This is a genomic window from Streptomyces sp. NPDC058697, assembly GCF_042715345.1.
In the GTDB taxonomy this organism is placed as follows: Bacteria; Actinomycetota; Actinomycetes; order Streptomycetales; family Streptomycetaceae; genus Streptomyces; species Streptomyces liliifuscus.
Genome location: NZ_JBHXSU010000010.1, coordinates 132,512 through 151,679, shown reverse-complemented (window position 1 = coordinate 151,679; position 19,168 = coordinate 132,512). Strand labels below are relative to the sequence as shown.

The window sequence follows — 19,168 nt, the reverse complement described above, 5'->3', positions numbered from 1 at the left end:
GAGTCCAACTTTTAATGTACCGTTTGGTCCAGCAAACTGGTTCACACACAGAAGTACGAGGTCCCGAGCCCGCTTCCCCCCGGATGTGCCGAAGGTCGTCCGGATGCGGGCACGGAACCTGTCGCATCGACATCGACACGTCGACACATCAGGCGGGGAGAAACGCAATGCCACGACCACCGGGCCATGGACCGGACTTCGAGGTCAGACGCCAGAAGATCATCGACACCGCGGCAGCGCTCTTCGCTCGCCAGGGCTACGCGGCGACCTCCATCAACGACCTGGGCCGTGCGGTCGGCCTCGCCAAGGGCGCCCTGTACTACTACATCGGGTCCAAGGAGAACCTGCTGATCGAGATCCAGTCGCGGGTGATGGACCCGCTGCTGTCCCGCGCCCGGCAGATCGCGGCCCTTGATGCGGATCCGCTGGTCCGACTGCGCCTGCTGTCGGAGTCGCTGCTGACGATCATCTTCCGCAGGCTCGACCACATCTGGGTCTACGAGCACGACTACCGCAGTCTCACGGGCGACTACCTGCAGACGCTGCTGGGCCAGCGCGCGGAGTTCGAGCAACTGGTTCGGGGCCTGCTCACGGAGGCGATGGAGCAGGGCAGGTTCCGCGCACTCGAACCGCGCCTGGCCACCCTGCAGTTCCTGAATCTGCACAACCACACCTATCAGTGGGTGAAGCCGGACGGTCGCTGGGACGCCGCGTATCTGTCCCGCGAGTACTGCGACACCCTGTTGCGGGGGTTCGGCGCGCCCGGCGCCGCCCTGCCCGACGTGGAGCAGGAGGCCGAGGCGTTCAAGCGCGACCGGCCCGGTCTGCCGCTCGATCCCGAGGCCGAGTGGCAGCCCGCCTCCCTGGCGGGCTGACCCCGGGGCCCGCGGCACGCGCCGCGGGCCTCCTCGCATGTCACGCCTGCTTCACCAGCGCCCGGGCGATGACGTCGCGTTGGATCTCGTTCGTGCCCTCGCCGATCTCCAGGATCTTGGCGTCGGCGTAGAACCGTGAGATCTCCGACTCTCGTACGTAGCCGTATCCGCCGTGGATCTGCACGGCCTGTGAGGCGGCGCGGTTGGCGACCTCGGAGGCGAACAGTTTGGCCATGGCGGCCTGCGTGCCGTACGGCCGCCCCTGGTCGGCAAGCCAGGCGGCCCGGTAGACCATCCAGCGGGCGGCCTCGAACTCCGTGCCGATGTCCGCGATCTTGTGGGCGACCGCCTGGAACGCCGACAGCGGGCGGCCGAACTGGTGGCGTTCCGTGGCGTGTTTGACTGCCAGAGCGAGCGCCGCCTTGGCCAGCGACAGGCCCAGTGCGGCAACGCTGATACGTCCCTTGTCGAGCACGGACAGGAACTGGCGCAGCCCACCGCCCTCATCGCCGATCAGGTGGTCGTCGGGGACCCAGCACTCGTCGAAGACCAGTTCCCGGGTGTCCATGGCGTGCCAGCCGAGCTTTTTCAGCTTGGCGCCGCAGGTGTAGCCGGGTGTGCCGGTCGGGACGTAGAAGGTGGCGAACCGCTTGCGTCCGTCGTCGTCCCGGCCCGTGGTGGCCAGCAGGGTGACGCCCTGGCTGATGTCGGTGCCGGCGTTGGTGATGAACATCTTGGTGCCGTTGATCAGCCAGCCGCCGTCGGCCCGGCGGGCCGCGGTGGTGATGCCGGCCGCGTCGGAGCCGGCACCGGGTTCGGTCAGGCCGAACGCCCCGATGGCTTCGCCCCTGGCCAGCGGAACCAGCCAGCGCTGCTTCTGCGCCTCGGTGCCGTACGCCAGGAGCGGCAGCGTGGCGATGGTGGAGTGCGCGTTCCAGGAGGAGGCGACGGACTGGTCGGCCGCGCCGAGTTCCTCCATGACCGCGACGTAGGAGACGGTGTCGGAGCCGGCGCCCCCGTACCCCTCGGGCACGAGCATGCCCATCAGGCCGAGTTCGCCCAGCTTGGTGAAGATCTTGGTCGGGAACGTCTCGCTCTCGGACCACTCCGCGGCGTACGGGGTGATCTCCTTCGCCGCGAACTCCCGGACCATGTCCTGCAGGTCCCGGGTCTCCTCCGGCAGGTCGAAATCCATGTCACATTCCCTTCGGAGTCAGCAGAACCTTGAGGTGCCTGGCCCGGTCGGCGGCCAGGTCCTCGAAGACCCCGGCTCCTTCCGTGAGCGGGAAACGCCCGGTGACCAGTGCGGAGGCATCCAGGCGTCCGGTGCTCATCAGGTCGATCACACGGGGGATGTCGAAGTTGTAGCCGAGCGTGCCGAGCACGGAGCGCTCGTAGAAGACGAGTTGTCCCATGTCGAACTCGACGCTGCCGTGCCCGACACCGGCGAGCACGACCCGTCCGCCGCGGCGGACAGTGGCGACGGCCTGCGTGGCGAGTGCGGCAACCCCGGTCGCGTCGATGACGACGTCCGGGCCGATGCGTCCGGTCTTCAGGAACACCTCGCGACGTACGTCGGTCTCGCGCGGGTCGAAGGCCTCGGTGACACCGATGCCGAGCAGCAACTCACGGCGTCCTGCCAGGGGTTCGCTCACATAGAGTCCGGCCGCGCCTGCGATGCGGGCCGCGAGCACCACGGCCACGCCGATCGGCCCGCCGCCGACGACGAGAACGTTGTCGCCGGGCTGTACTCCCGCCCGGGTGACGGCATGCAGGCCCACGGCGAGTGGTTCGGCCACCGCCGCCATCTCGTCACTGACGTTGTCGGGCAGCCGCGCCAGCCCCGCGAGCGGCACGGTGACCCGATCGGCGAAGGCACCGGGTGAGGCGAGGCCCACCGAGCCGCTCTTGGGGCAGATGTGGTACTCGCCGCGGACGCACCAGAAGCAGACACCGCACCGCCACACAGGGTCTGCGGTCACCCGGTCGCCGACCGCGATGCCGGGTGCTTCGGCGCCCAACGCGACCACGGTGCCGCTCAGTTCGTGCCCGAGGGCGAGGGGTGGTCCGGTGCCGGTGAGCGGATGCGGACCACCCCTGATCATGTGCGGTCCTTCGAGGAACTCGTGCAGGTCGGTACCGCACACTCCGCACCAGGACACCTCCACCACGGCCTCGTGGGGCCCCGGGTCGGCCGGGTCCGGCACCTCCTCCAGCCGCAGGTCCCGTGCTCCGTGCCAGCGCAGCGCCTTCATCTTCTCCACCCCTCTTCTCGTCGTACGACCGCTGCGGCGCGCCTAGTTGTCGCGCACGGGGCCTTCGAAGCGCGCCCGCCCTGGACCGTGTTCGAGGAACGACTGGATGCCGGTGGCGGCGTCCGCCGTGCCGAACACTCCCGTGAACAGGGACCGTTCCAGGGCAAGCCCGGCGGACAGTGCGGTGTCGGCACCGTGGTCCACGGCCTCCTTGATCGCCTCCAGGGCCGCCGCGGGCCCTGCGGCGAGCCGTCGGGCGTAGCGCAGGGCGGTGTCGTACTCCTCGCCCGCGGGAACGACCTCGTCCACGAGACCGAGCCGCAACGCCTCGTCGGCGTCCACCCGGCGGCCGGTCATCAGCAGGTTCTTGGCCCGTGACGGACCGATCAGCCGGGTCAGCCGCTGGGTGCCGCCCGAGCCCGGAATGATCCCGAGCAGCACCTCCGGCTGGCCGAGCTGCGCGTCGTCGGCCGCCACCCGGTAGTCGGCGGCGAGGGCCAGTTCGAGGCCGCCGCCGAGCGCGTATCCGCTGATCGCCGCGACCACCGGCACGGGCAGCCGGGCCACCTCCTCGAAGGTCCGCTGCAACGCCCGGTTCCAGCCCCGCACCTCCTCGGGCCCCATCGCGGCGAGCGCTTTGACGTCCGCCCCGGCGGCGAAAAGCCGTTCGCCGCCGTAGAGCACGACGGCCCGTACGTGGGACGCGTCGGCCAGTTCCCGCACATGGGCGGCCAACTCGTCGCGCTGGGCGGTGTCGAAGGCGTTCATCGGCGGGTGGTCGAGGCGGACCGTGACAACGGGTCCGTCGGTGTCGAGGCGGATGCGCGGCACTGGGGGCCTCCTCATCGGCGGAAGCGACGCGAATTCACGAGCGCACGGGTGGTTGTCGATGCCTACGCGTCGTCGTACAGTTCGGCACACAAGTTTTATAGACCAAGAGGTACACTAAATCATGGGAACGGGCAACCGACCGGTCGGAATCTGCCCTTCCGCTGAGCGGTGGCAGGCCGCATTCGCCACGCAGACACAGAGCGAGAGAGAGCCGTGCACAATTTCGCGAGCATCCTCGATTACCACCTGACCCAGCGGCCCGATGCGGTGGCCGTGACGCAGGAGGACCGCCGCCTGACGGTGCGCCGACTCCATGAGCGGGTCAACCAGCTGGCCGCCGGCCTCACCGAGCTGGGCGTCCGACGCGGTGACGTCGTCGGTCTGCTCCTCTACAACCGGCCGGAGTTCCTGGAACTGGTCTATGCGACCAACCGCATCGGGGCGGTCTTCCTGCCGCTGAACTACCGCCTGTCCGAGGAGGAATGGGCGTACATCCTGGGCCATGCCCAGGCCAAGGCGATCGTCACGGAGCCGGAGTTCCTGAGGGCGACGGACCGGATCGCCGGCAAGCTCACCGACCTCGAACACCGGATCCTGGTGGACGGCGAGCCCGCCCCGGACCGGTGGACCAGCTACGAGAAACTGCTCGACCGGCACGAGGGCGCCCGGGTGGTCCCGGTGGAGGCCGGGCAGGACGACCTCCAACGGCTGATGTACACCTCGGGCACCACGTCACGGCCCAAGGGTGTGCGGATCACGTACGGCAACCTGCACGCCAAGAACGTGTCCCAGATCGTCCACTTCGGCCTCACCGCGGCGGACACCACGCTCGTGGCAGGGCCGCTCTACCACGTCGGCGGCCTGGACATGCCCGCCCTCGCGGTGCTGTACGCGGGCGGCGGCGTGGTCCTCCAGCGCAAGTTCGACGCACCGGGCGTCCTGCGGGCCATCCAGGAGCACCGGGTCACCAACGCCTGGCTGGCGCCCGTGATGGTCAACGCCGTCCTGGAGGTGCCGGACCGGGAGTCGTACGACACCACCTCGATGCGCTTCATCGTGGGCGGCGGCGAGAAGACTCCCGAACCCGTACTCCGGCGCATCATGACCGCGTTCCCGAACGCCTGGTTCGCCGACGCCTACGGCCTGACCGAGACGGTCTCGGGCGACACCTTCCTCGACCGCGAACACGCCCTGCCCAAACTGGGCTCGGTCGGACGTCCCGTGCCGCACACCCGGGTCCGGATCGTCGACGACGCCGGCAAGGAGGCCGCGGCGGGCGAACTCGGTGAGATCACGCTGCGCGGGCCGAAGGTCTTCGCGGGCTACTGGCGCGACGAGAAGGCCACCGCCGCGGCCCTGCGGGACGGCTGGTTCCACACCGGCGACATCGGACACGTGGACGAGGACGGATTCCTGTACGTCGACGACCGCAAGAAGGACATGATCGTCTCGGGCGGCGAGAACATCGCCACCCCGGAAGTCGAACGGGTCCTGTACGAGCACCCCGCCGTCGTGGAGGCCGCGGTCGTCGGCCTGACCCACCCCCGCTGGGGCGAAGTCCCCCGCGCCTTCGTGGTGTTCCGGCCCGGGACGAGCGCCGGGGCGGACGAACTGCGGGAGTTCTGCCGGGCACGTCTCGCCAGGTTCAAGGTCCCCGCCCGCTTCGACATCGTCGACCAACTCCCCCGTACACCCTCGGGCAAGGTCCTCAAGCGGACGCTGCGCGACATCCCCGCGGAGGGCTGAACCATGGCCGACGTGAACACCGAACTGCGGCTGGACGGCAAGACAGCCTGGGTGACGGGAGCCGGGAAGGGCCTTGGCCGCGCGATCGCCGTCGCCCTGTCCCAGGCCGGGGCGAACCTGGCGGTGACGGCCCGTACGGCAGCGGATCTGGACAGCCTCGAAGCCGAACTGGCCGAGTACGGCGGCAAAGTGCTGGTGCTTCCCGGGTCGGTCGCCGACTCGGCCGCCGTGCTGACGATGACCGAGCGCATCACGGAATGGACGGGTCGGCTGGACGCGCTGATCAACTGCGCCGGTGTCAGCCCGCACTTCACCCGCAGCGAATGGGTGACCGACGAGGACTGGCAGCGGGTGCTCGACATCAACCTCCAGGGCACCTTCTACTGCTGCCGTGAGGCCGGCAAGGTCATGCTGCAGCAGGGCTCCGGATCGATCGTCAATGTCTCGTCGGTGCACGCGAGTACGGGCTTCGAGCGGATCGCCGCGTACGCCGCCAGCAAGGGCGGCGTCGAGGCGCTCTCCAAAGCGCTCGCCGTCGAGTGGGCGGACCGCGGCGTCCGCGTCAACGCCCTCGCGCCCGGCTACTTCCGCACGGACCTCAGCTCCGGACTGCTGGACAGCCGCTGGGGTGAGCGCATCGTGCAGAGCACCCCTCTGGGCAGGGTGGGCAACGTCGAGGAACTGGGCGGCGCCGCGGTGTTCCTCGCCTCGGACGCCTCCCGCTTCGTCACGGGGACCACACTCACCGTGGACGGGGGCTGGACGGCCCGGTGAGGCACGGCCGCCCGGGCAGACCCGGCAGGTCCGGCAGGTCCGCACGGTGCCCGCCGGGACGCGCCCGCCGTCACCCGACGGCGTCCCGCATGTCCCGGCGGTAGGGCTGCGGCCGGCCGAAGAGCTCCTCGGACACCTCCCTTACAGCCTTCACCACCAAGGGGGCGACGAATTCCAGCGGAGAGCCGCCGTCACCGACTACCGATATCGCCCCCACCGGCCCTTCCGGCCCGCGCAACGCGAGGCCGACGCACCCGAGGTCGGGGAAACACTCCCCCCGGTCGATCGCCAGTCCGCCTCGATGGCGGACGGTGCGGAGCTCCCGGTGGAGGTGGTCGAGCCGGCCGATGCTCTGCGGGGTGCGCCGCTCGATCGACTGCTCGTACCGTGCGTCGATCTCCTCGGGGCTCAGCCAGGCGAGCATGGCCTTGCCGAGCCCGGTGCAATGCGCCACCGCCCGGCCGCCGACCCTGGACGGGATGTCCACCGCCGCCCGGCCGCCCACCTTGTCGAGGTAGTAGATCTCCGGCCCGTCGAGAACCGCGAGGTGGACGACCATCTTGGTGCGCACGGCCAGCTCCAGGAGGCGTGGCGCGGCTGCGGCGCGCAACGCACTGTGCCCGATCTCGCGTCCGCCGAGGCCGAGTGCCCGTGGCCCCAGCAGGTATCCGGCGACCGTGTGCCGCAGCCATTCCAGCCGAACCAGTTGATCGAGAATGCGGTGGGCGGTCGACCGTGGCAGGTGCGTCCGGCGGGAGACCGTTTCGAGCGTCAGATGCGTCTGTGGCCGCTCGAAGAGATCCATGATCAGAGTGACGCGCTCCATCATCGACGGCGGCAGAGCGCGGTGGTCGATCTCGGAGCGCGGTTCCAGGCGAAGGGCAGACGTCATCGTCATTGCCTCTCTGCTCAAACTGAAATCAATTCTAGTTCGGCACCGATGTCACGCTATCAATCCCGCCGTCCTCGGAGAAAGAGTCGTGCACGCACTCATTGGGCCGAGCGGTCCATTATTCGTCCGAAGCAAAACACGCCGCTCCCCGGAAGTTCTCCGGGGAGCGGCGTGGGAGACGGAGTCAGCCGTGTGTGAGGTCCAGTGCGATGTCCACGATCATGTCCTCCTGACCGCCGACGAGGCCACGCCTGCCGACCTCGGCCAGGATGGTGCGGGCGTCGAGCCCGTACTGGCTCGCCGCGGCCTCGGCGTGGCGCAGGAAGCTGGAGTAGGCGCCGGCGTAGCCCAGGGTGAGGGTCTCCCGGTCGACGCGCACCGGCCGGTCCTGGAGTGGGCGGACCAGGTCCTCGGCAGCGTCCTGAAGGGCGAACAGATCGCAGCCGTGCTTCCAGCCCAGGAGGTCGGCCACGGCGACGAACGGCTCGATCGGGCAGTTGCCCGCGCCCGCGCCCTGTCCGGCGAGGGAGGCATCCACCCGGGTCACCCCCTCCTCCACCGCCACCACGGAATTCGCCACCGAGAGGGAGAGGTTCTCGTGGGCGTGGATACCGATCTGGGTCTCCGGATCGAGAACGTCACGGTACGCGCGGATGCGGTCGCGTACGCCGTCCATGGTCAGCCGGCCGCCGGAGTCCGTGACGTACACACAGTGCGCGCCGTAGGACTCCATCAGCCCGGCCTGCTCGGCCAGGACCTCCACAGGGGCCATGTGGGCCATCATCAGGAATCCCGAGACGTCCATGCCGAGTTCGCGGGCGGTGGAGATGTGCTGGGCCGAGACGTCCGCTTCGGTGCAGTGGGTGGCGATGCGCACCGAGCGGACGCCGAGGGCATGTGCCCGCTTGAGTTCGGCGATCGTGCCGATGCCGGGCAGGAGCAAGGTGGTGAGGACCGCGTGCTCGATAGCGTCCGCGGCCGCCTCGATCCATTCCCAGTCGGTGTTGCTGCCCGGCCCGTAGTTGAGACTTCCGCCGGCCAGGCCGTCGCCGTGGGCGACCTCGATCGCGTCCACGCCCGCCCGGTCGAGCGCCGCGGAGATCTTGGAAACGAACACGGGTGAAATCCGGTGCCGTATCGCGTGCATCCCGTCCCGGAGGGTGACGTCCTGCACGTAGAGCCTGCGGTTGGCCGTCACTTGGTCACCTCGGTGGTCAGTCGCAGCGCGATGCGCTCGGCGACGCGGAGGGCGGCGGAGGTCATAATGTCGAGGTTGCCAGCGTAGGCGGGCAGATAGTGGGCGGCTCCCTCCACTTCGAGGAAGACGGAGACCTTGGTGGTCGCGGCCGAGAGGTCGCCGCCTCGCAGCAGCGTGTGGACCGGTTCACCGACGGGCACCGGGGTGAACTGGACCTGCTGCTTGAGCCGGTAGCCGGGCACGTACTCGGCGACCGCGGCCACCATCTCCTCGACGGAGGTCCGGATCGCGTCGTGGTCCGCGTCGCCGATCAGGCAGTACACCGTGTCCCGCATGATCAGGGGCGGTTCGGCCGGGTTGAGGACGATGATCGCCTTGCCGTGCCGGGCACCGCCCACCTTCTCGATCGCGCCGGAGGTGGTCTCGGTGAACTCGTCGATGTTGGCCCGCGTGCCGGGTCCGGCCGACTTCGAGGAGATCGAGGCGACGATCTCGGCATAGGGCACGGGGGTGATCCGGCTGACCGCGTGGACGATCGGGATGGTGGCCTGGCCGCCGCAGGTGACCATGTTGAAGTTGCCGGCACCGTTGTCCGCGTCAGCAAGGTGTTCGTCCAGGTTCACCGTCGGCACCACGTACGGGCCGAGAGCCGCCGGGGTGAGGTCGACGAGACGTTTGCCGTACGGAGCGAGCTTCTTGGCATTCTCGACGTGGGCCTTCGCGGACGTGGCGTCGAAGACGATCTCGATGTCGTCGAAGCCGTCCATGCGAATCAGGCCTTCCACGCCCTCGTGGGTGGTGGGGACCTTCAGGCGCTCGGCGCGCGCCAGGCCGTCCGAGTCCGGGTCGATGCCGACCATCGCGACCATCTCCAGGATGTCGGACAGGCGCAACACCTTGATCATCAGGTCGGTGCCGATGTTGCCGGAACCGATTACGGCCACCTTGGTCTTCGTCATCCTCGGTCCTTGGGTGAGAAGGTCACTCCCACTACGCCCAGGCCCGACATCTCGGCCCGTACGGTGGTGCCTGGCGGGGTGGGGACGAGCGGACCCAGGGCACCGGCGAGGACGACCTGTCCCGCGCGCAGGGGGTCGCCGAACTCCCGGGCGGTGCGCGCCAGCCACAGGAGCGCCGCGAGAGGGTCGCCCAGGCAGGCCGCACCATCGCCCTCGGAGGCGAGCTCGCCGTCGGCGTACAGCCGCATGGTCACGTCCCGGGGCGTGAACTTCCCCAGAGGGACCTGCTGTTGGCCGAGGACGAACAGACCGCTGGACGCGTTGTCGGCGACCGTGTCCGTGATCGCGATGTCCCAGTCGGCCACCCGGCTGTCCACGATCTCCAGTGCGGCCACGGCGTGTCCGACCGCTGCCCGGACCCGCTCGACATCGAGGTTGTCCTCATCCAGGTCGGAGGCGAGGACGAACGCGATCTCCGCCTCGACCCTGGGCTGAAGCAGCCGGTCACTGGGGACGGCAGGCAGTCCGGTGACGTCCATGTCGTCCAGCAGGAAGCCGAAGTCGGGCCGGTCGACGCCGACCTGTCGCTGCACCGACTCCGACGTCAGCCCGATCTTGCGGCCCACGACCCGGGCTCCGGCGGCGATGCGGTCGCCGATGACGCGTCGCTGGACGGCGTACGCGAGGCTGATGTCGGTCGCGCCGAGCAGGTCCCGTACGGGCGTACAGGGCTTGTGTTCACGCGCCGCGCGGGTGAGCCGTGCGGCCGCCTCGGCCACGGCCGTTTCACCGTTCGCGACGGCCGTGGGTTCCCAAACGTCTGTCATCGCCATCCTCAACTCGTGCCGGCCTTCAGCCTGGGCCGCCGCGCCGGACCGGAGCCGTGCGCGTTCCGCTCACCGGGACTCGAAGGCCGAGGACAGGGCGGGTCTCGCTGAGCGAGATGACGCGACGGCGGGCCCACGCCGTCTCGTTACCGTCGCTCGGCGAACTGCCTACCGCGACGGACTCCGCAGAGCGTCCCGCGGCCTCTGTCCGCAGGCGCGGTTTCTCACCCCCACCAAGAACGTCGGCACTCATGAGGAGGTTCGGATGAGCATCAACGAGGATGCCTACGACGTGATCGTCGTAGGGTCGGGCGGAGGTCTGGTCGGGGCGTACGTGGCGGCGGCGCGCGGTCTGCGCACGCTCGTCGTCGAGAAGACGGACCGGGTCGGCGGCACTGTGGCGTACTCGGGAGCGGGTCTGTGGTTTCCGGGGTCTGCTCCGCTGAGCCGGGCCGGCCTCGGGGACGACATCGAGGACGCGCGGGTATATCTGCGCAGTGTCGTCGACGACCCGTCCCGGGAGGCGCTTCAGGACGCGTATCTGGCGGCCGGACCCCGGCTGCTCGACGAGCTCGAACAGAACCCCTGGTTCCAGTCCTTCGTCCACGGGCCGGTTCCGGACTACTACGCGTCGGCCCCGGGAGCGTCTCCCACGGGGCACACCGTCTTCCCGCCCCCGGTCGAGGTCGTGGAGCTCAAGGAGCACCGGGCACTCCTGCGCGACTCGCTGCCCACCGAGCGGTTCGGCTTCGACGAGGGCCCTGTACTCAGCGGCGGCCGGGCGCTGATCGGCCGGGCGCTGTCGGCGTTCCTGGAGACCGGCAACGGAGAGCTGCGGCTGAACACCGCGCTGGAGAGCCTGATCGTCGAGGACGGCAGGGTCGTCGGCGTCGAGGTCGTCAATGACGGGGAGCGGGTACGAATCCGGGCCGAGCGAGGTGTGATCCTTGCCGCCGGCGGCTTCGAGCGCGACCGTGAGCTGCGCGAGAAGCACCAGCCACCGCTCACCGGAGAGTGGTCCGACGGTGCCCCGGCCAACACCGGTGACGCCCTGCGGGCCGGCATCGCCGTGGGCGCGGACACCGACCTGCTCGACGAGGCCTGGTTCGTGCCTGGACTGATCCACCCGGACGGTCTGCCGGTCTTCCACACGGGCACCCGGGGCGGCATCTGGGTCAACGGCGCGGGCGAGCGCTTCGTCAACGAGACACGGCCGTACGACCAGGCCGCGCACGAGATCGTCCGCCTGCACTCCACGAGCGGGGTGAGCCATATTCCGGCGCACTGGGTGTTCGACAAGCGCCATCTGGATCGGGACGGCATCGGCTTCCCGCCCGCCACTCCGGGGCTCGAACAGTGGCTGGCGTCGGGGGCGTTGAAGAAGGCCGACACCATCGAGGAGCTGGCACGTCTGATCGACGTCCCCTTCGACACGCTGAGAAGGACCGTCGACGAGTTCAACGGGTACGCGCGGACCGGCGTCGACGAGACGTTCCACCGCGGTGAGACCCCGTGGGACCAGATGTTCCACCACATGGTCCCCTTCCCGGCCGACCCCCGGCAGAACTTCCCCGCGAAGCCGGTGCCCGAGTGGCCGAACCCGCTGCTCCTCCCCATCGACGAACCACCGTTCTACGTGGCGACCATCGTCCCGTCCGACATCGGCACCAAGGGCGGGCTGAGGATCGACGAGCGGGCGCGGGTGCTGCGGCCCGACGGCCGGCCGATCGACGGTCTGTACGCGACCGGGAACACCGCGGCCGCGATGTCGGGACGCGTGTATCCGGGTGCGGGCACTCCGATCGGTTCGAGTCTCGCGTTCGGGTATTTGGCGGTCGTCGACATGGACAGTTCGACGGACTGACGCGGCAGCAGGTGTGCCCGGGACGCGGTGTGTCCCGGGCACTGTGCTGTGCGCTACGCCGTCGCGATCAGCCGCGCGGCGAGCCGCATGTCCGCCTCACCCTGCTCGGTGGAGATCTCCTCTGTCAGCATGGCCACGAACAGCCCCCACCAGCTGTAGACGAGCAGCCGCACCCTGGTGCGCGCGGTCTCCGCGTCTGCATGGCCCCTGACCAGGCGCAGGAGTCTCTGTCCCAGCGCTTTCTCGACGATGTCGATCCGGGTCGGGACGACGCTCGCGTACTCATTGAACGACGACAGCGCCACCGCCGAGGCCAGCAGCCGACTGCCCAGCAGTTTCCCGCTCAGCGCGATGAGTGTCTCCGCCACCTCCGTCGCCGCCACGTCCGTCGCGGGCTCCGTCATCTCATCGGCCGCCGGGCCGACATCGCGGCCGCCGTCACGGCCCCCGAGGAACTGCTCGATGTGCCATTCGAGGACCGCGAGGAACAGACAGGGCTTGGACGGGAAGTAGCGGTACAGCGTGGCGATCGCGACACCCGCCTCCTTTGCCACGTCGTGCATCTGCACCCTCGCCAGCCCCTCGCGCGCGCCGAGTTCGGAGGCGGCCAGCAGGATGCGGACCCGGCGAGCCGCCTGACGACTCGATATCGGGGCTGCGGGCTGCCGTATCTCCGCGGGTCTCGCCACGTTGTCGTCCCCCATGTCGTCGGGTGCTCCTGCCACCCGTGCTCAGGAAGTCTCCGGGCGGGTCAGAAACGCGAGGACAGCGCTCTCCCAGGCCTCCTTCTGCTCGATCATCGCCCAGTGACCGCAGTCGGGCAGCACATGCAGTTCGGCGCGAGGAATGGTGCGCAGCGGCAGCAGCGCGTTGTCCAACGGCGTGACACGGTCGTCCCGGCCCCAGGTCAGCAGCGTGGGTGCGGTGACCTTGTGGAGTGCGGCCCAGACGGGCTGGTCGGAGTGGGCCTGGGCGGCCAGGACAGCGGCCATCGCCTGCCGGCCGTAGATCCGGCGGGACGCCTCCAGCGTCGAGGGATCGGTGGCGCTCGTCCAGCGCTCCTCGATCAGCTCCTCGGTGAGCAGGGCCGGGTCGTGCACCATCGAACGCAGCCACTGCACGAGGTTCTCCCGAGTGGGGTTCTCGGTGAACTCGACCAGCAGGTTCAGCCCTTCGCTGGGCGCCGGGGAGAGGATGTTGCGGCCCACGCCACCGATGGTCACGACCCTGCGGAAGAGGTCCTTGTGGGCGACGGCGAGCCCCACCGCCACGAATCCGCCCATGGAGTTCCCGACGACGTCGACCCGGTCGAGCCCGAGGCCCTCGAGAAAGCGCAGCACGGCCTTCGGGGCCGCCGCCATCGGGTTCTCCGCGATCGGGTCGCTCACCCCGAAGCCGGGGAACTCCAGCGCCAGGCAGCGGAAATGACGGGCAAGCACGGGGAGGTTGCCCCGGTAGTTGCGCCAGCCGGTCACACCCGGTCCCGACCCGTGCAGCAGGAGCAGGGGCGGTCCATCGCCCGCCTCGTGGTAGCGCAGGGTGCCTTCGTCGGTGCGCAGTTCGCGCAGGGTGTCCTCGTACGTGAGAGAGGTGACTGTCATGACAGGCACCGTCCCACTCGGCCGAAGCCGCCCGTTCCGGCTCTCCCGATCAGTGGGACGGACCCGGCGGCGGGCACACCGAACTGCCTACGGTCGCGCATATGGCGAAACCGGGGGCTCTCGGCCGCCCGGAACTGAACCAGTGTGAAGGGGAGAGTCGGATGGGAGTTCGCTCGCTCGGGTACTTGAGGCTCGAGTCCAACGACATCGAGAAATGGAAGGCTTTCGGGGCCGATTTCCTCGGGCTGATGCCGGCCGAGGGCGGTGATCCCGAGTCGCTGTACTTCCGGATGGACGACTACCCGGCTCGTGTCGTGGTCTCACCGGGCGCCCAGCCCGGAATGACGGCGCTCGGCTTCGAGGTGCTCGACGAGCGGGAGCTCACCGCTCTGGTCGCGGACGTCGAGAAGGCCGGAATCAAGGTGACCGCCGGCACCGAGGACGAGGCGGCGGAACGGAAGGTCACGGGCTTCGCCAAGTTCAACGATCCGGGCGGGAACCCGGTGGAACTCTTTTACGGCACCGTCCTGAACCATGTGCCCGTGCGCACCCCGCTGGTCTCGAAGTTCGTCACCGGCGACATGGGCTTCGGACACGCCATCATCTCCGCCGAGGACGCGCGGACCACGTTCGACTTCTACGTCGACGTCCTTGGCTTCATCGAGCGCAACACGATGCGCTCGCCGGGCGGCACAACCTGGTTCATGGGATGCAACCCCCGGCACCACACACTCGGTGTCACCCCGATGCCGGGTCCGGGCCGCCTGCTGCATATCATGGTGGAGGGGGCGACGCTGGACGATGTCGGGCTCGCCCTGGACCGGGCTGCCAAGTACGAGCTGCCGATGATGCATTCGCTCGGCAAGCACACCAACGACCGCATGGTGTCGTTCTATGTCTGGTCGCCGGAGAACTACGCGGTCGAGTTCGGCTGGAACGGTCTGAAGGTCCCCGAGCCCGTCCCCGTCTACGAGATCACCGACGGCGCGTTCTGGGGCCACAACTTCACGCCGCCTCCGCAGCCGGCCGGCTGAGCGGACGGACGGACGTGAGTGAGCCCCACGGTCCGGGACCGTGGGGCTCACTCATGTCACTCGACGCTGATCGCCCGTTCCGGACAGGCCCGTTCGCCTTCGCGGGCTGCCTCTTCGAGGCCTTCCGGAGTCTCCCCGTCGAAGGGCAGCGCATAGCCGTCCTCGTCCAGGCGGAAGAGCTCCGATGCCACCGCAGCGCAGCGGGCGTGGCCGGAGCAGGCCGTCCTGTCAATGGTGATCTTCATTCAACAGCTCCGTTTCCGAAGGTGATGGGCCCCCGACCTGAATCGGCCCGCTCCGGGCCGCGCTCAGCAACGCCGACAGATCCATGCCGGATTCCGCCAGGAGGTCCGCACAGGCCTCCAGGTCCTTGCGCAGAAACGGCGTGGCCGTCGCGATGAAGGCCTCGGCCCCGCCCCGGGCTGCGATGTAGCGGCCGGCCGTCGAACCGCCGCTGCCGACGGCGAGGGCATCCAGCAGGGTGCTCTCCTCGACGCCAAGAGCCTTGCCCGCTTCCACTCCACCGAGCGTGAGTTGGGCCGTCGCGGCGAACAGCAGGTTGTTGAGGAGTTTCACTCGCAGTGCGGAGCCGCGCCCGCCCGTGGTGAGCACGGGATCGGCGTAGGCACGCACGACCTGGCGGGCCCTGGCGACGTGCTCGGGCTCGCCTCCCAGGTAGACCACCAGTCGGCCGGCACGCACCGCGTCGGCCGTCCCGCTGAACGCCGCGTCCACGACGGCCGCTTCGCCGCCGGGAGCGTACGCGGCCAGGCGGTCGAGCGTGCCCGGTCTGCCGGTCGTGTGCGAGACCAGCACCGTGCTTGGATCCATTGCCGCGACGATTTCGGGCAGGACGTCGAGCATCTGCGCGTCGTCGTAGAGGCAGCTGACGACGACATCGGAGGCTGCCACGTCGACCGGGTCCGCCACGAGCCGCGCGGCCGGCAGCCGCTCACGCACTTCCGCTCGGCGTGCGTACAGGCTGACCCGGTGACCGGCGGCGAGCAGCCGTTCGACCATCGGTTCGCCGATCTGCCCCGCGCCGAGGAATCCGACCGTCGGCAGTCTCATGTGCCCTCCCCGCTCTACGGCTTGTTCGTCGAACCCGCGTCCACGGTGAACTGGAGCCCGGTGACGTACCTCGCCTCGTCCGAAGCAAGGAAGAGCACGGCGTTGGACACGTCCCGCGGCTCCACGCAGGGGGCGAGCGGATTCATCGCCGCGAGGGCGAACAGCGGCTCCCGCTCCGCCAGTTCCTCCACGGGCACGCCGACGGAGATGCCGGTGTCGCTGACGCCGGTGGGGTGGACGGTGTTCACCCGTATGCGGTGCGGGGCGAGTTCGTTGGAGAGGGCCTTCATCAGACCGACCACACCGTGTTTGGAGGCGACGTAGTGGGCGTAGGGCACATGGCCGCGGATACCGGCGGCCGAGCTGGTGATGACGATCGAGCCGCCCGCCCCTGCCTCGATGAGCCAGGGAATCGCGGCCCGGGCCGTGTTCCAGGCTCCCTTGAGGTTGACGTCGACGACGACGTCCCAGACTTCCTCGGACAGTTCCCAGGCGGCCCCCGAACTCATGACGCCGGCGTTGGCGACGACCACGTCGAGACGCCCGAACTCGACGCGCGCCGCGTCGACGGCGGCCCGCATCTCGGCGATCGAGCGGACATCGGCCTGCACGGCGACGCATCTGCGGCCCGTCGCCCTGACCAGCTCCACGGTCTCCTTCAGCTCTTCCATTGACGCCAACGGGTAGGGCAGCTCGTCGCTGATGTCGTGGCAGACGTCGGTGACGACGACGTCCGCCCCCTCCTCCGCCAGTCGTACGGCGTGGGAGCGTCCCTGTCCGCGGGCCCCTCCCGTGATGAGAGCAACCTTGCCTTCCACACGCCCCATGGCAGCCTCAGTCCTTCGGGTGGTCGGTGAGTTCCCCGGCGGCCTCGCGCAGGGCTTGCTGCCGGGACTCAAGGAGTTCACGCTCGGCCCGGTCGGACTCGCCGAGCTCGGCGAGGCGTGCATCCGTCTCGGCGATCTCCTTCAGCAGCCTGCCACGGGCCTCCTCGCGGGTGAGGAGGTCCAGGTCGGTCCAGTCGGACCGCTCGGACTCCGGGCGCCTGCTCATGCGGGGAGGTTGTAGAGGCGGCGGGTGTTCAGTTCCACGATCTGGTGCACCTCGTCGTCCGGTACGTCGGCGAGTACCTCCGCCGCGTAGGCCCGGCTCTTGGGCCAGTAGGAATCGGAGTGCGGGTAGTCGCACTCCCAGGTGATCTTGTCTATGCCGATGTGGTGACGAACATCGACGCCGAAGCGGTCGTCAATGAAGCAGCCGTGGAAGTGCCTGTGGAACAGCTCCGAGGGCCGCACGCTCTGGTTGACGTTCTGGTAGAAGCGGTGCCGTTCCCAGGTGCTGTCGCTGCGCTCCAACAGGTACGGGATCCAGCCGATGCCGCCCTCGGAGAGACCGATCTTCAGCTTGGGGTGCTTGTGGAGCACCGGGGAGAACAGCAGGTCGACGGTGGCGAACATGGCGTTGCAGCCGAACAGGGCGATCGTCACGGCGAACGGGGCTTCCTCGGCCGTCTTCGGCGGCTTGCCCGAGGTGCCGAAGTGCAGGCAGAGCGGGAGCCCGGTCTCCTCGGCCGCCGAGAACACCGGGTCCCAGTGGTCGGTGTGGAAGGAGGGCAGGCCGCGCGGGGCCGGGTTCTCCGGGAAGGAGATCGCCTTGGCGCCCTTGGCCGCGGTCCGGTGGATCTCGGCGACACATGCCTCGACGTCCCACAGCGGAAGGATGACGAGGGGTATGAGCCGGCCCGGGGCCGTGACGCACCACTCGTCCAGCACGAAGTCGTTCCAGGCCTGGACACACAGCAGGGCGAGCTCACTGTCCTGTCCGGCCAGGAAGACCGTGCCCGCGAACCCCGGGAAGGAGGGGAAACACAGGGCGCCCCACACTCCGTCGAGGTCCATGTCGCGCAGGCGGGCCTTCGGGTCGTAACAGCCCGGGATCATCTCGTCATAGCGCGTCGGTTCGAGGCCGAACTCCTCCGGCTTCTTTCCCGCGACGGCGTTCAGGCCGATGTAGGGGTAGACCCGGTCCTCGTACACCCATACCTCGGCCGGCGCCTCCCCCTTCCCGCGCGGCTGTTCGCGGATCTGCGGGCCCTTGTCCCGGAACCTCGCCGGAAGACGGTCCGACCACAGTCGCGGGGGCTCGATCAGATGGTCGTCGGTCGACAGCAACTTCATCCATGGCTGCAACGGCATCCTGTGCTCCCTCGGTCTCGGAGACTCTCTAGCAGCACGGCATATTGCGTGCACTGATCATGTCCCACTCAGTGGGCAACGCGACGACAAAAACCCTTGCCATGCGCGGAACATGGAAGACGAGCCAGATCCATGTCACCCTATTCAGGCTACTCTTTTACGCGACAGAAGGAGACCCCATGGGGCGAGTGCAGGACAAGGCCGTCTTCATCACAGGAGCCGCGCGCGGCCAGGGCCGAGCACAGGCGATACGGCTCGCCGCGGAGGGTGCCGACATCATCGCCGTCGACCTCTGCGAGGACATCGCCACCAACGGATACCCGCTGGCCACCGCGGACGACCTGGACGAGACCGTGCGCCAGGTCGAGAAGCTCGGTCGGCGCATCGTCGCCCGGAGGGCCGACGTACGCGATCCCGCGGCGCTCAAGGCGACCGTGGCCGAGGGCGTCGCCGAACTGGGGCGCCTCGACGCCGTCGTGGCCCAGGCCGGGATCTGCCCGCTGGGGCCGCAGCAGACCGCGCAGGCCTTCCTCGACGCGATCACCGTCGACTTCAACGGGGTGGTCCACGCGGTCGACGCGGCTCTGTCCCATCTGCCCGACGGCGCCTCGATCGTCGCGACGGGGTCCATCGCCGGGCTGATCCCGTCGACGACGGACAACCCGGCCAACGGGCCCGGCGGGCTGGGCTATTCGTTCGCGAAGCGCCAAGTGGCGGCATTCGTGCATGACTTGGCCACGGTCCTCGCGCCCCGACGGATCCGGGTCAACGCGCTGCACCCCACGAATGTCAACACCGACATGCTCAACAGCGACCTCATGTACAGGTCGTTCCGGCCCGACCTGGAGAATCCGAGCCGCGAGGACGCGTTGCCCTCCTTCCCCGCGACGACCGGTTTCGGCATCCCCTACGTCGAGCCGGAGGACATCGCCGACACGGTTCTGTTCCTCGTCTCCGACGAGTCCCGCTATGTCACCGGGATGCAGATGCGGGTCGACGCCGCCGGCTACGTCAAGCGGCGCCCTCAACTACCCACCTTCTGAGGG

Annotated in this window: 20 protein-coding genes; 6 read left to right on the top strand and 14 right to left on the bottom strand. The window is 69.2% G+C overall.

Annotated features, from left to right (window positions below; all coding sequences use genetic code 11):
* The first annotated feature begins 167 nt into the window (after positions 1–167).
* Positions 168–875, top strand: coding sequence for a TetR/AcrR family transcriptional regulator (locus ACFWXQ_RS24325; RefSeq protein ID WP_386269107.1), 708 nt, complete (start codon positions 168–170; stop codon positions 873–875).
* A 40-nt stretch (positions 876–915) separates the two neighbouring features.
* On the opposite strand, the gene ACFWXQ_RS24320 is transcribed toward ACFWXQ_RS24325, so the two are convergent.
* From ACFWXQ_RS24320 to ACFWXQ_RS24310, 3 genes are read right to left on the bottom strand one after another with little or no spacing between them, the layout of a single operon-like run.
* Positions 916–2,070: an acyl-CoA dehydrogenase family protein gene (locus tag ACFWXQ_RS24320; RefSeq protein WP_386269106.1), complete on the bottom strand. Its 1,155-nt coding sequence runs from the start codon at positions 2,068–2,070 to the stop codon at positions 916–918.
* Between the two features lies 1 nt (position 2,071).
* Positions 2,072–3,130 (bottom strand): 2,3-butanediol dehydrogenase, encoded by a 1,059-nt coding sequence (locus tag ACFWXQ_RS24315; protein WP_386269195.1) that lies wholly within the window; start codon positions 3,128–3,130, stop codon positions 2,072–2,074.
* A 42-nt stretch (positions 3,131–3,172) separates the two neighbouring features.
* Positions 3,173–3,976 (bottom strand): enoyl-CoA hydratase/isomerase family protein, encoded by an 804-nt coding sequence (locus ACFWXQ_RS24310; RefSeq protein WP_383956841.1) that lies wholly within the window; start codon positions 3,974–3,976, stop codon positions 3,173–3,175.
* Positions 3,977–4,174: 198 nt separating this feature from the next.
* On the opposite strand from ACFWXQ_RS24310, the gene ACFWXQ_RS24305 reads away from it, so the two are divergent.
* Together ACFWXQ_RS24305 and ACFWXQ_RS24300 are read left to right on the top strand one after the other, a co-directional pair.
* Positions 4,175–5,707, top strand: coding sequence for a long-chain fatty acid--CoA ligase (locus ACFWXQ_RS24305; protein WP_383956837.1), 1,533 nt, complete (start codon positions 4,175–4,177; stop codon positions 5,705–5,707).
* 3 nt (positions 5,708–5,710) lie between these two features.
* Complete coding sequence (locus ACFWXQ_RS24300) at positions 5,711–6,481, top strand: SDR family NAD(P)-dependent oxidoreductase (RefSeq protein WP_383956834.1); 771 nt, start codon at positions 5,711–5,713, stop codon at positions 6,479–6,481.
* 70 nt (positions 6,482–6,551) lie between these two features.
* Here the strand turns inward: ACFWXQ_RS24300 and ACFWXQ_RS24295 are convergent, their stop codons facing one another.
* The 4 genes from ACFWXQ_RS24295 to ACFWXQ_RS24280 form a co-directional block, all read right to left on the bottom strand.
* Positions 6,552–7,310 (bottom strand): IclR family transcriptional regulator, encoded by a 759-nt coding sequence (locus tag ACFWXQ_RS24295; RefSeq protein ID WP_386269193.1) that lies wholly within the window; start codon positions 7,308–7,310, stop codon positions 6,552–6,554.
* Between the two features lie 247 nt (positions 7,311–7,557).
* Positions 7,558–8,571, bottom strand: a complete 1,014-nt coding sequence (gene dmpG, locus ACFWXQ_RS24290; RefSeq protein ID WP_383954608.1) for a 4-hydroxy-2-oxovalerate aldolase — start codon at positions 8,569–8,571, stop codon at positions 7,558–7,560.
* Positions 8,568–9,530 carry an acetaldehyde dehydrogenase (acetylating) gene (locus ACFWXQ_RS24285; RefSeq protein ID WP_383954606.1) on the bottom strand — a complete coding sequence of 321 codons (963 nt, stop codon included), beginning with the start codon at positions 9,528–9,530 and terminating at the stop codon, positions 8,568–8,570. Before ACFWXQ_RS24285 ends, dmpG begins: the two co-directional genes overlap by 4 nt.
* Positions 9,527–10,357, bottom strand: coding sequence for a 2-keto-4-pentenoate hydratase (locus tag ACFWXQ_RS24280; protein ID WP_383954604.1), 831 nt, complete (start codon positions 10,355–10,357; stop codon positions 9,527–9,529). Before ACFWXQ_RS24280 ends, ACFWXQ_RS24285 begins: the two co-directional genes overlap by 4 nt.
* A 265-nt stretch (positions 10,358–10,622) precedes the next feature.
* Between ACFWXQ_RS24280 and ACFWXQ_RS24275 the strand changes: the two genes are divergently transcribed.
* Positions 10,623–12,221 (top strand): FAD-binding protein, encoded by a 1,599-nt coding sequence (locus ACFWXQ_RS24275; protein ID WP_383954602.1) that lies wholly within the window; start codon positions 10,623–10,625, stop codon positions 12,219–12,221.
* A 53-nt stretch (positions 12,222–12,274) separates the two neighbouring features.
* Here the strand turns inward: ACFWXQ_RS24275 and ACFWXQ_RS24270 are convergent, their stop codons facing one another.
* Positions 12,275–12,925, bottom strand: coding sequence for a TetR/AcrR family transcriptional regulator (locus ACFWXQ_RS24270; RefSeq protein ID WP_383954600.1), 651 nt, complete (start codon positions 12,923–12,925; stop codon positions 12,275–12,277).
* Positions 12,926–12,952: 27 nt separating this feature from the next.
* Positions 12,953–13,822 (bottom strand): alpha/beta fold hydrolase, encoded by an 870-nt coding sequence (locus tag ACFWXQ_RS24265; protein ID WP_383954598.1) that lies wholly within the window; start codon positions 13,820–13,822, stop codon positions 12,953–12,955.
* A gap of 161 nt (positions 13,823–13,983) precedes the next feature.
* Between ACFWXQ_RS24265 and ACFWXQ_RS24260 the strand changes: the two genes are divergently transcribed.
* On the top strand, positions 13,984–14,856 hold the full coding sequence (locus tag ACFWXQ_RS24260) for a VOC family protein (RefSeq protein WP_383954596.1): 873 nt from the start codon (positions 13,984–13,986) through the stop codon (positions 14,854–14,856).
* 56 nt (positions 14,857–14,912) lie between these two features.
* Here ACFWXQ_RS24260 and ACFWXQ_RS24255 read toward each other — a convergent pair whose 3' ends face one another.
* From ACFWXQ_RS24255 to ACFWXQ_RS24235, 5 genes are read right to left on the bottom strand one after another with little or no spacing between them, the layout of a single operon-like run.
* A complete protein-coding gene (locus ACFWXQ_RS24255) occupies positions 14,913–15,101 on the bottom strand; it encodes a ferredoxin (protein ID WP_383954594.1) in 189 nt (62 codons plus the stop codon).
* Complete coding sequence (locus tag ACFWXQ_RS24250) at positions 15,085–15,927, bottom strand: NAD(P)-dependent oxidoreductase (protein ID WP_383954592.1); 843 nt, start codon at positions 15,925–15,927, stop codon at positions 15,085–15,087. The genes ACFWXQ_RS24255 and ACFWXQ_RS24250 overlap by 17 nt, the downstream gene beginning before the upstream one ends.
* Positions 15,928–15,941: 14 nt before the next feature.
* Positions 15,942–16,754 carry a mycofactocin-coupled SDR family oxidoreductase gene (locus ACFWXQ_RS24245; protein ID WP_383954590.1) on the bottom strand — a complete coding sequence of 271 codons (813 nt, stop codon included), beginning with the start codon at positions 16,752–16,754 and terminating at the stop codon, positions 15,942–15,944.
* Positions 16,755–16,761: 7 nt separating this feature from the next.
* On the bottom strand, positions 16,762–16,980 hold the full coding sequence (locus ACFWXQ_RS24240) for a hypothetical protein (protein WP_386269099.1): 219 nt from the start codon (positions 16,978–16,980) through the stop codon (positions 16,762–16,764).
* Positions 16,977–18,122: an amidohydrolase family protein gene (locus tag ACFWXQ_RS24235; RefSeq protein WP_383957254.1), complete on the bottom strand. Its 1,146-nt coding sequence runs from the start codon at positions 18,120–18,122 to the stop codon at positions 16,977–16,979. Before ACFWXQ_RS24235 ends, ACFWXQ_RS24240 begins: the two co-directional genes overlap by 4 nt.
* A 179-nt stretch (positions 18,123–18,301) precedes the next feature.
* Here ACFWXQ_RS24235 and ACFWXQ_RS24230 point away from each other — a divergent pair, with 179 nt between their 5' ends.
* Positions 18,302–19,165 (top strand): mycofactocin-coupled SDR family oxidoreductase, encoded by an 864-nt coding sequence (locus ACFWXQ_RS24230; protein WP_383957252.1) that lies wholly within the window; start codon positions 18,302–18,304, stop codon positions 19,163–19,165.
* Positions 19,166–19,168: the final 3 nt, after the last annotated feature.

What these genes read in the sequence shown, in the direction of transcription:
- ACFWXQ_RS24325 (WP_386269107.1), top strand. Translation starts at nt 168, where the DNA reads ATGCCACGACCACCGGGCCATGGACCGGACTTCGAGGTCAGACGCCAG.
- ACFWXQ_RS24320 (WP_386269106.1), bottom strand. Translation starts at nt 2,070, where the DNA reads ATGGATTTCGACCTGCCGGAGGAGACCCGGGACCTGCAGGACATGGTC.
- ACFWXQ_RS24315 (WP_386269195.1), bottom strand. Translation starts at nt 3,130, where the DNA reads ATGAAGGCGCTGCGCTGGCACGGAGCACGGGACCTGCGGCTGGAGGAG.
- ACFWXQ_RS24310 (WP_383956841.1), bottom strand. Translation starts at nt 3,976, where the DNA reads ATGAGGAGGCCCCCAGTGCCGCGCATCCGCCTCGACACCGACGGACCC.
- ACFWXQ_RS24300 (WP_383956834.1), top strand. Translation starts at nt 5,711, where the DNA reads ATGGCCGACGTGAACACCGAACTGCGGCTGGACGGCAAGACAGCCTGG.
- ACFWXQ_RS24295 (WP_386269193.1), bottom strand. Translation starts at nt 7,310, where the DNA reads ATGATGGAGCGCGTCACTCTGATCATGGATCTCTTCGAGCGGCCACAG.
- ACFWXQ_RS24285 (WP_383954606.1), bottom strand. Translation starts at nt 9,530, where the DNA reads ATGACGAAGACCAAGGTGGCCGTAATCGGTTCCGGCAACATCGGCACC.
- ACFWXQ_RS24280 (WP_383954604.1), bottom strand. Translation starts at nt 10,357, where the DNA reads ATGACAGACGTTTGGGAACCCACGGCCGTCGCGAACGGTGAAACGGCC.
- ACFWXQ_RS24275 (WP_383954602.1), top strand. Translation starts at nt 10,623, where the DNA reads ATGAGCATCAACGAGGATGCCTACGACGTGATCGTCGTAGGGTCGGGC.
- ACFWXQ_RS24270 (WP_383954600.1), bottom strand. Translation starts at nt 12,925, where the DNA reads ATGGGGGACGACAACGTGGCGAGACCCGCGGAGATACGGCAGCCCGCA.
- ACFWXQ_RS24265 (WP_383954598.1), bottom strand. Translation starts at nt 13,822, where the DNA reads ATGACAGTCACCTCTCTCACGTACGAGGACACCCTGCGCGAACTGCGC.
- ACFWXQ_RS24260 (WP_383954596.1), top strand. Translation starts at nt 13,984, where the DNA reads ATGGGAGTTCGCTCGCTCGGGTACTTGAGGCTCGAGTCCAACGACATC.
- ACFWXQ_RS24255 (WP_383954594.1), bottom strand. Translation starts at nt 15,101, where the DNA reads ATGAAGATCACCATTGACAGGACGGCCTGCTCCGGCCACGCCCGCTGC.
- ACFWXQ_RS24250 (WP_383954592.1), bottom strand. Translation starts at nt 15,927, where the DNA reads ATGAGACTGCCGACGGTCGGATTCCTCGGCGCGGGGCAGATCGGCGAA.
- ACFWXQ_RS24245 (WP_383954590.1), bottom strand. Translation starts at nt 16,754, where the DNA reads ATGGGGCGTGTGGAAGGCAAGGTTGCTCTCATCACGGGAGGGGCCCGC.
- ACFWXQ_RS24240 (WP_386269099.1), bottom strand. Translation starts at nt 16,980, where the DNA reads ATGAGCAGGCGCCCGGAGTCCGAGCGGTCCGACTGGACCGACCTGGAC.
- ACFWXQ_RS24235 (WP_383957254.1), bottom strand. Translation starts at nt 18,122, where the DNA reads ATGCCGTTGCAGCCATGGATGAAGTTGCTGTCGACCGACGACCATCTG.
- ACFWXQ_RS24230 (WP_383957252.1), top strand. Translation starts at nt 18,302, where the DNA reads ATGGGGCGAGTGCAGGACAAGGCCGTCTTCATCACAGGAGCCGCGCGC.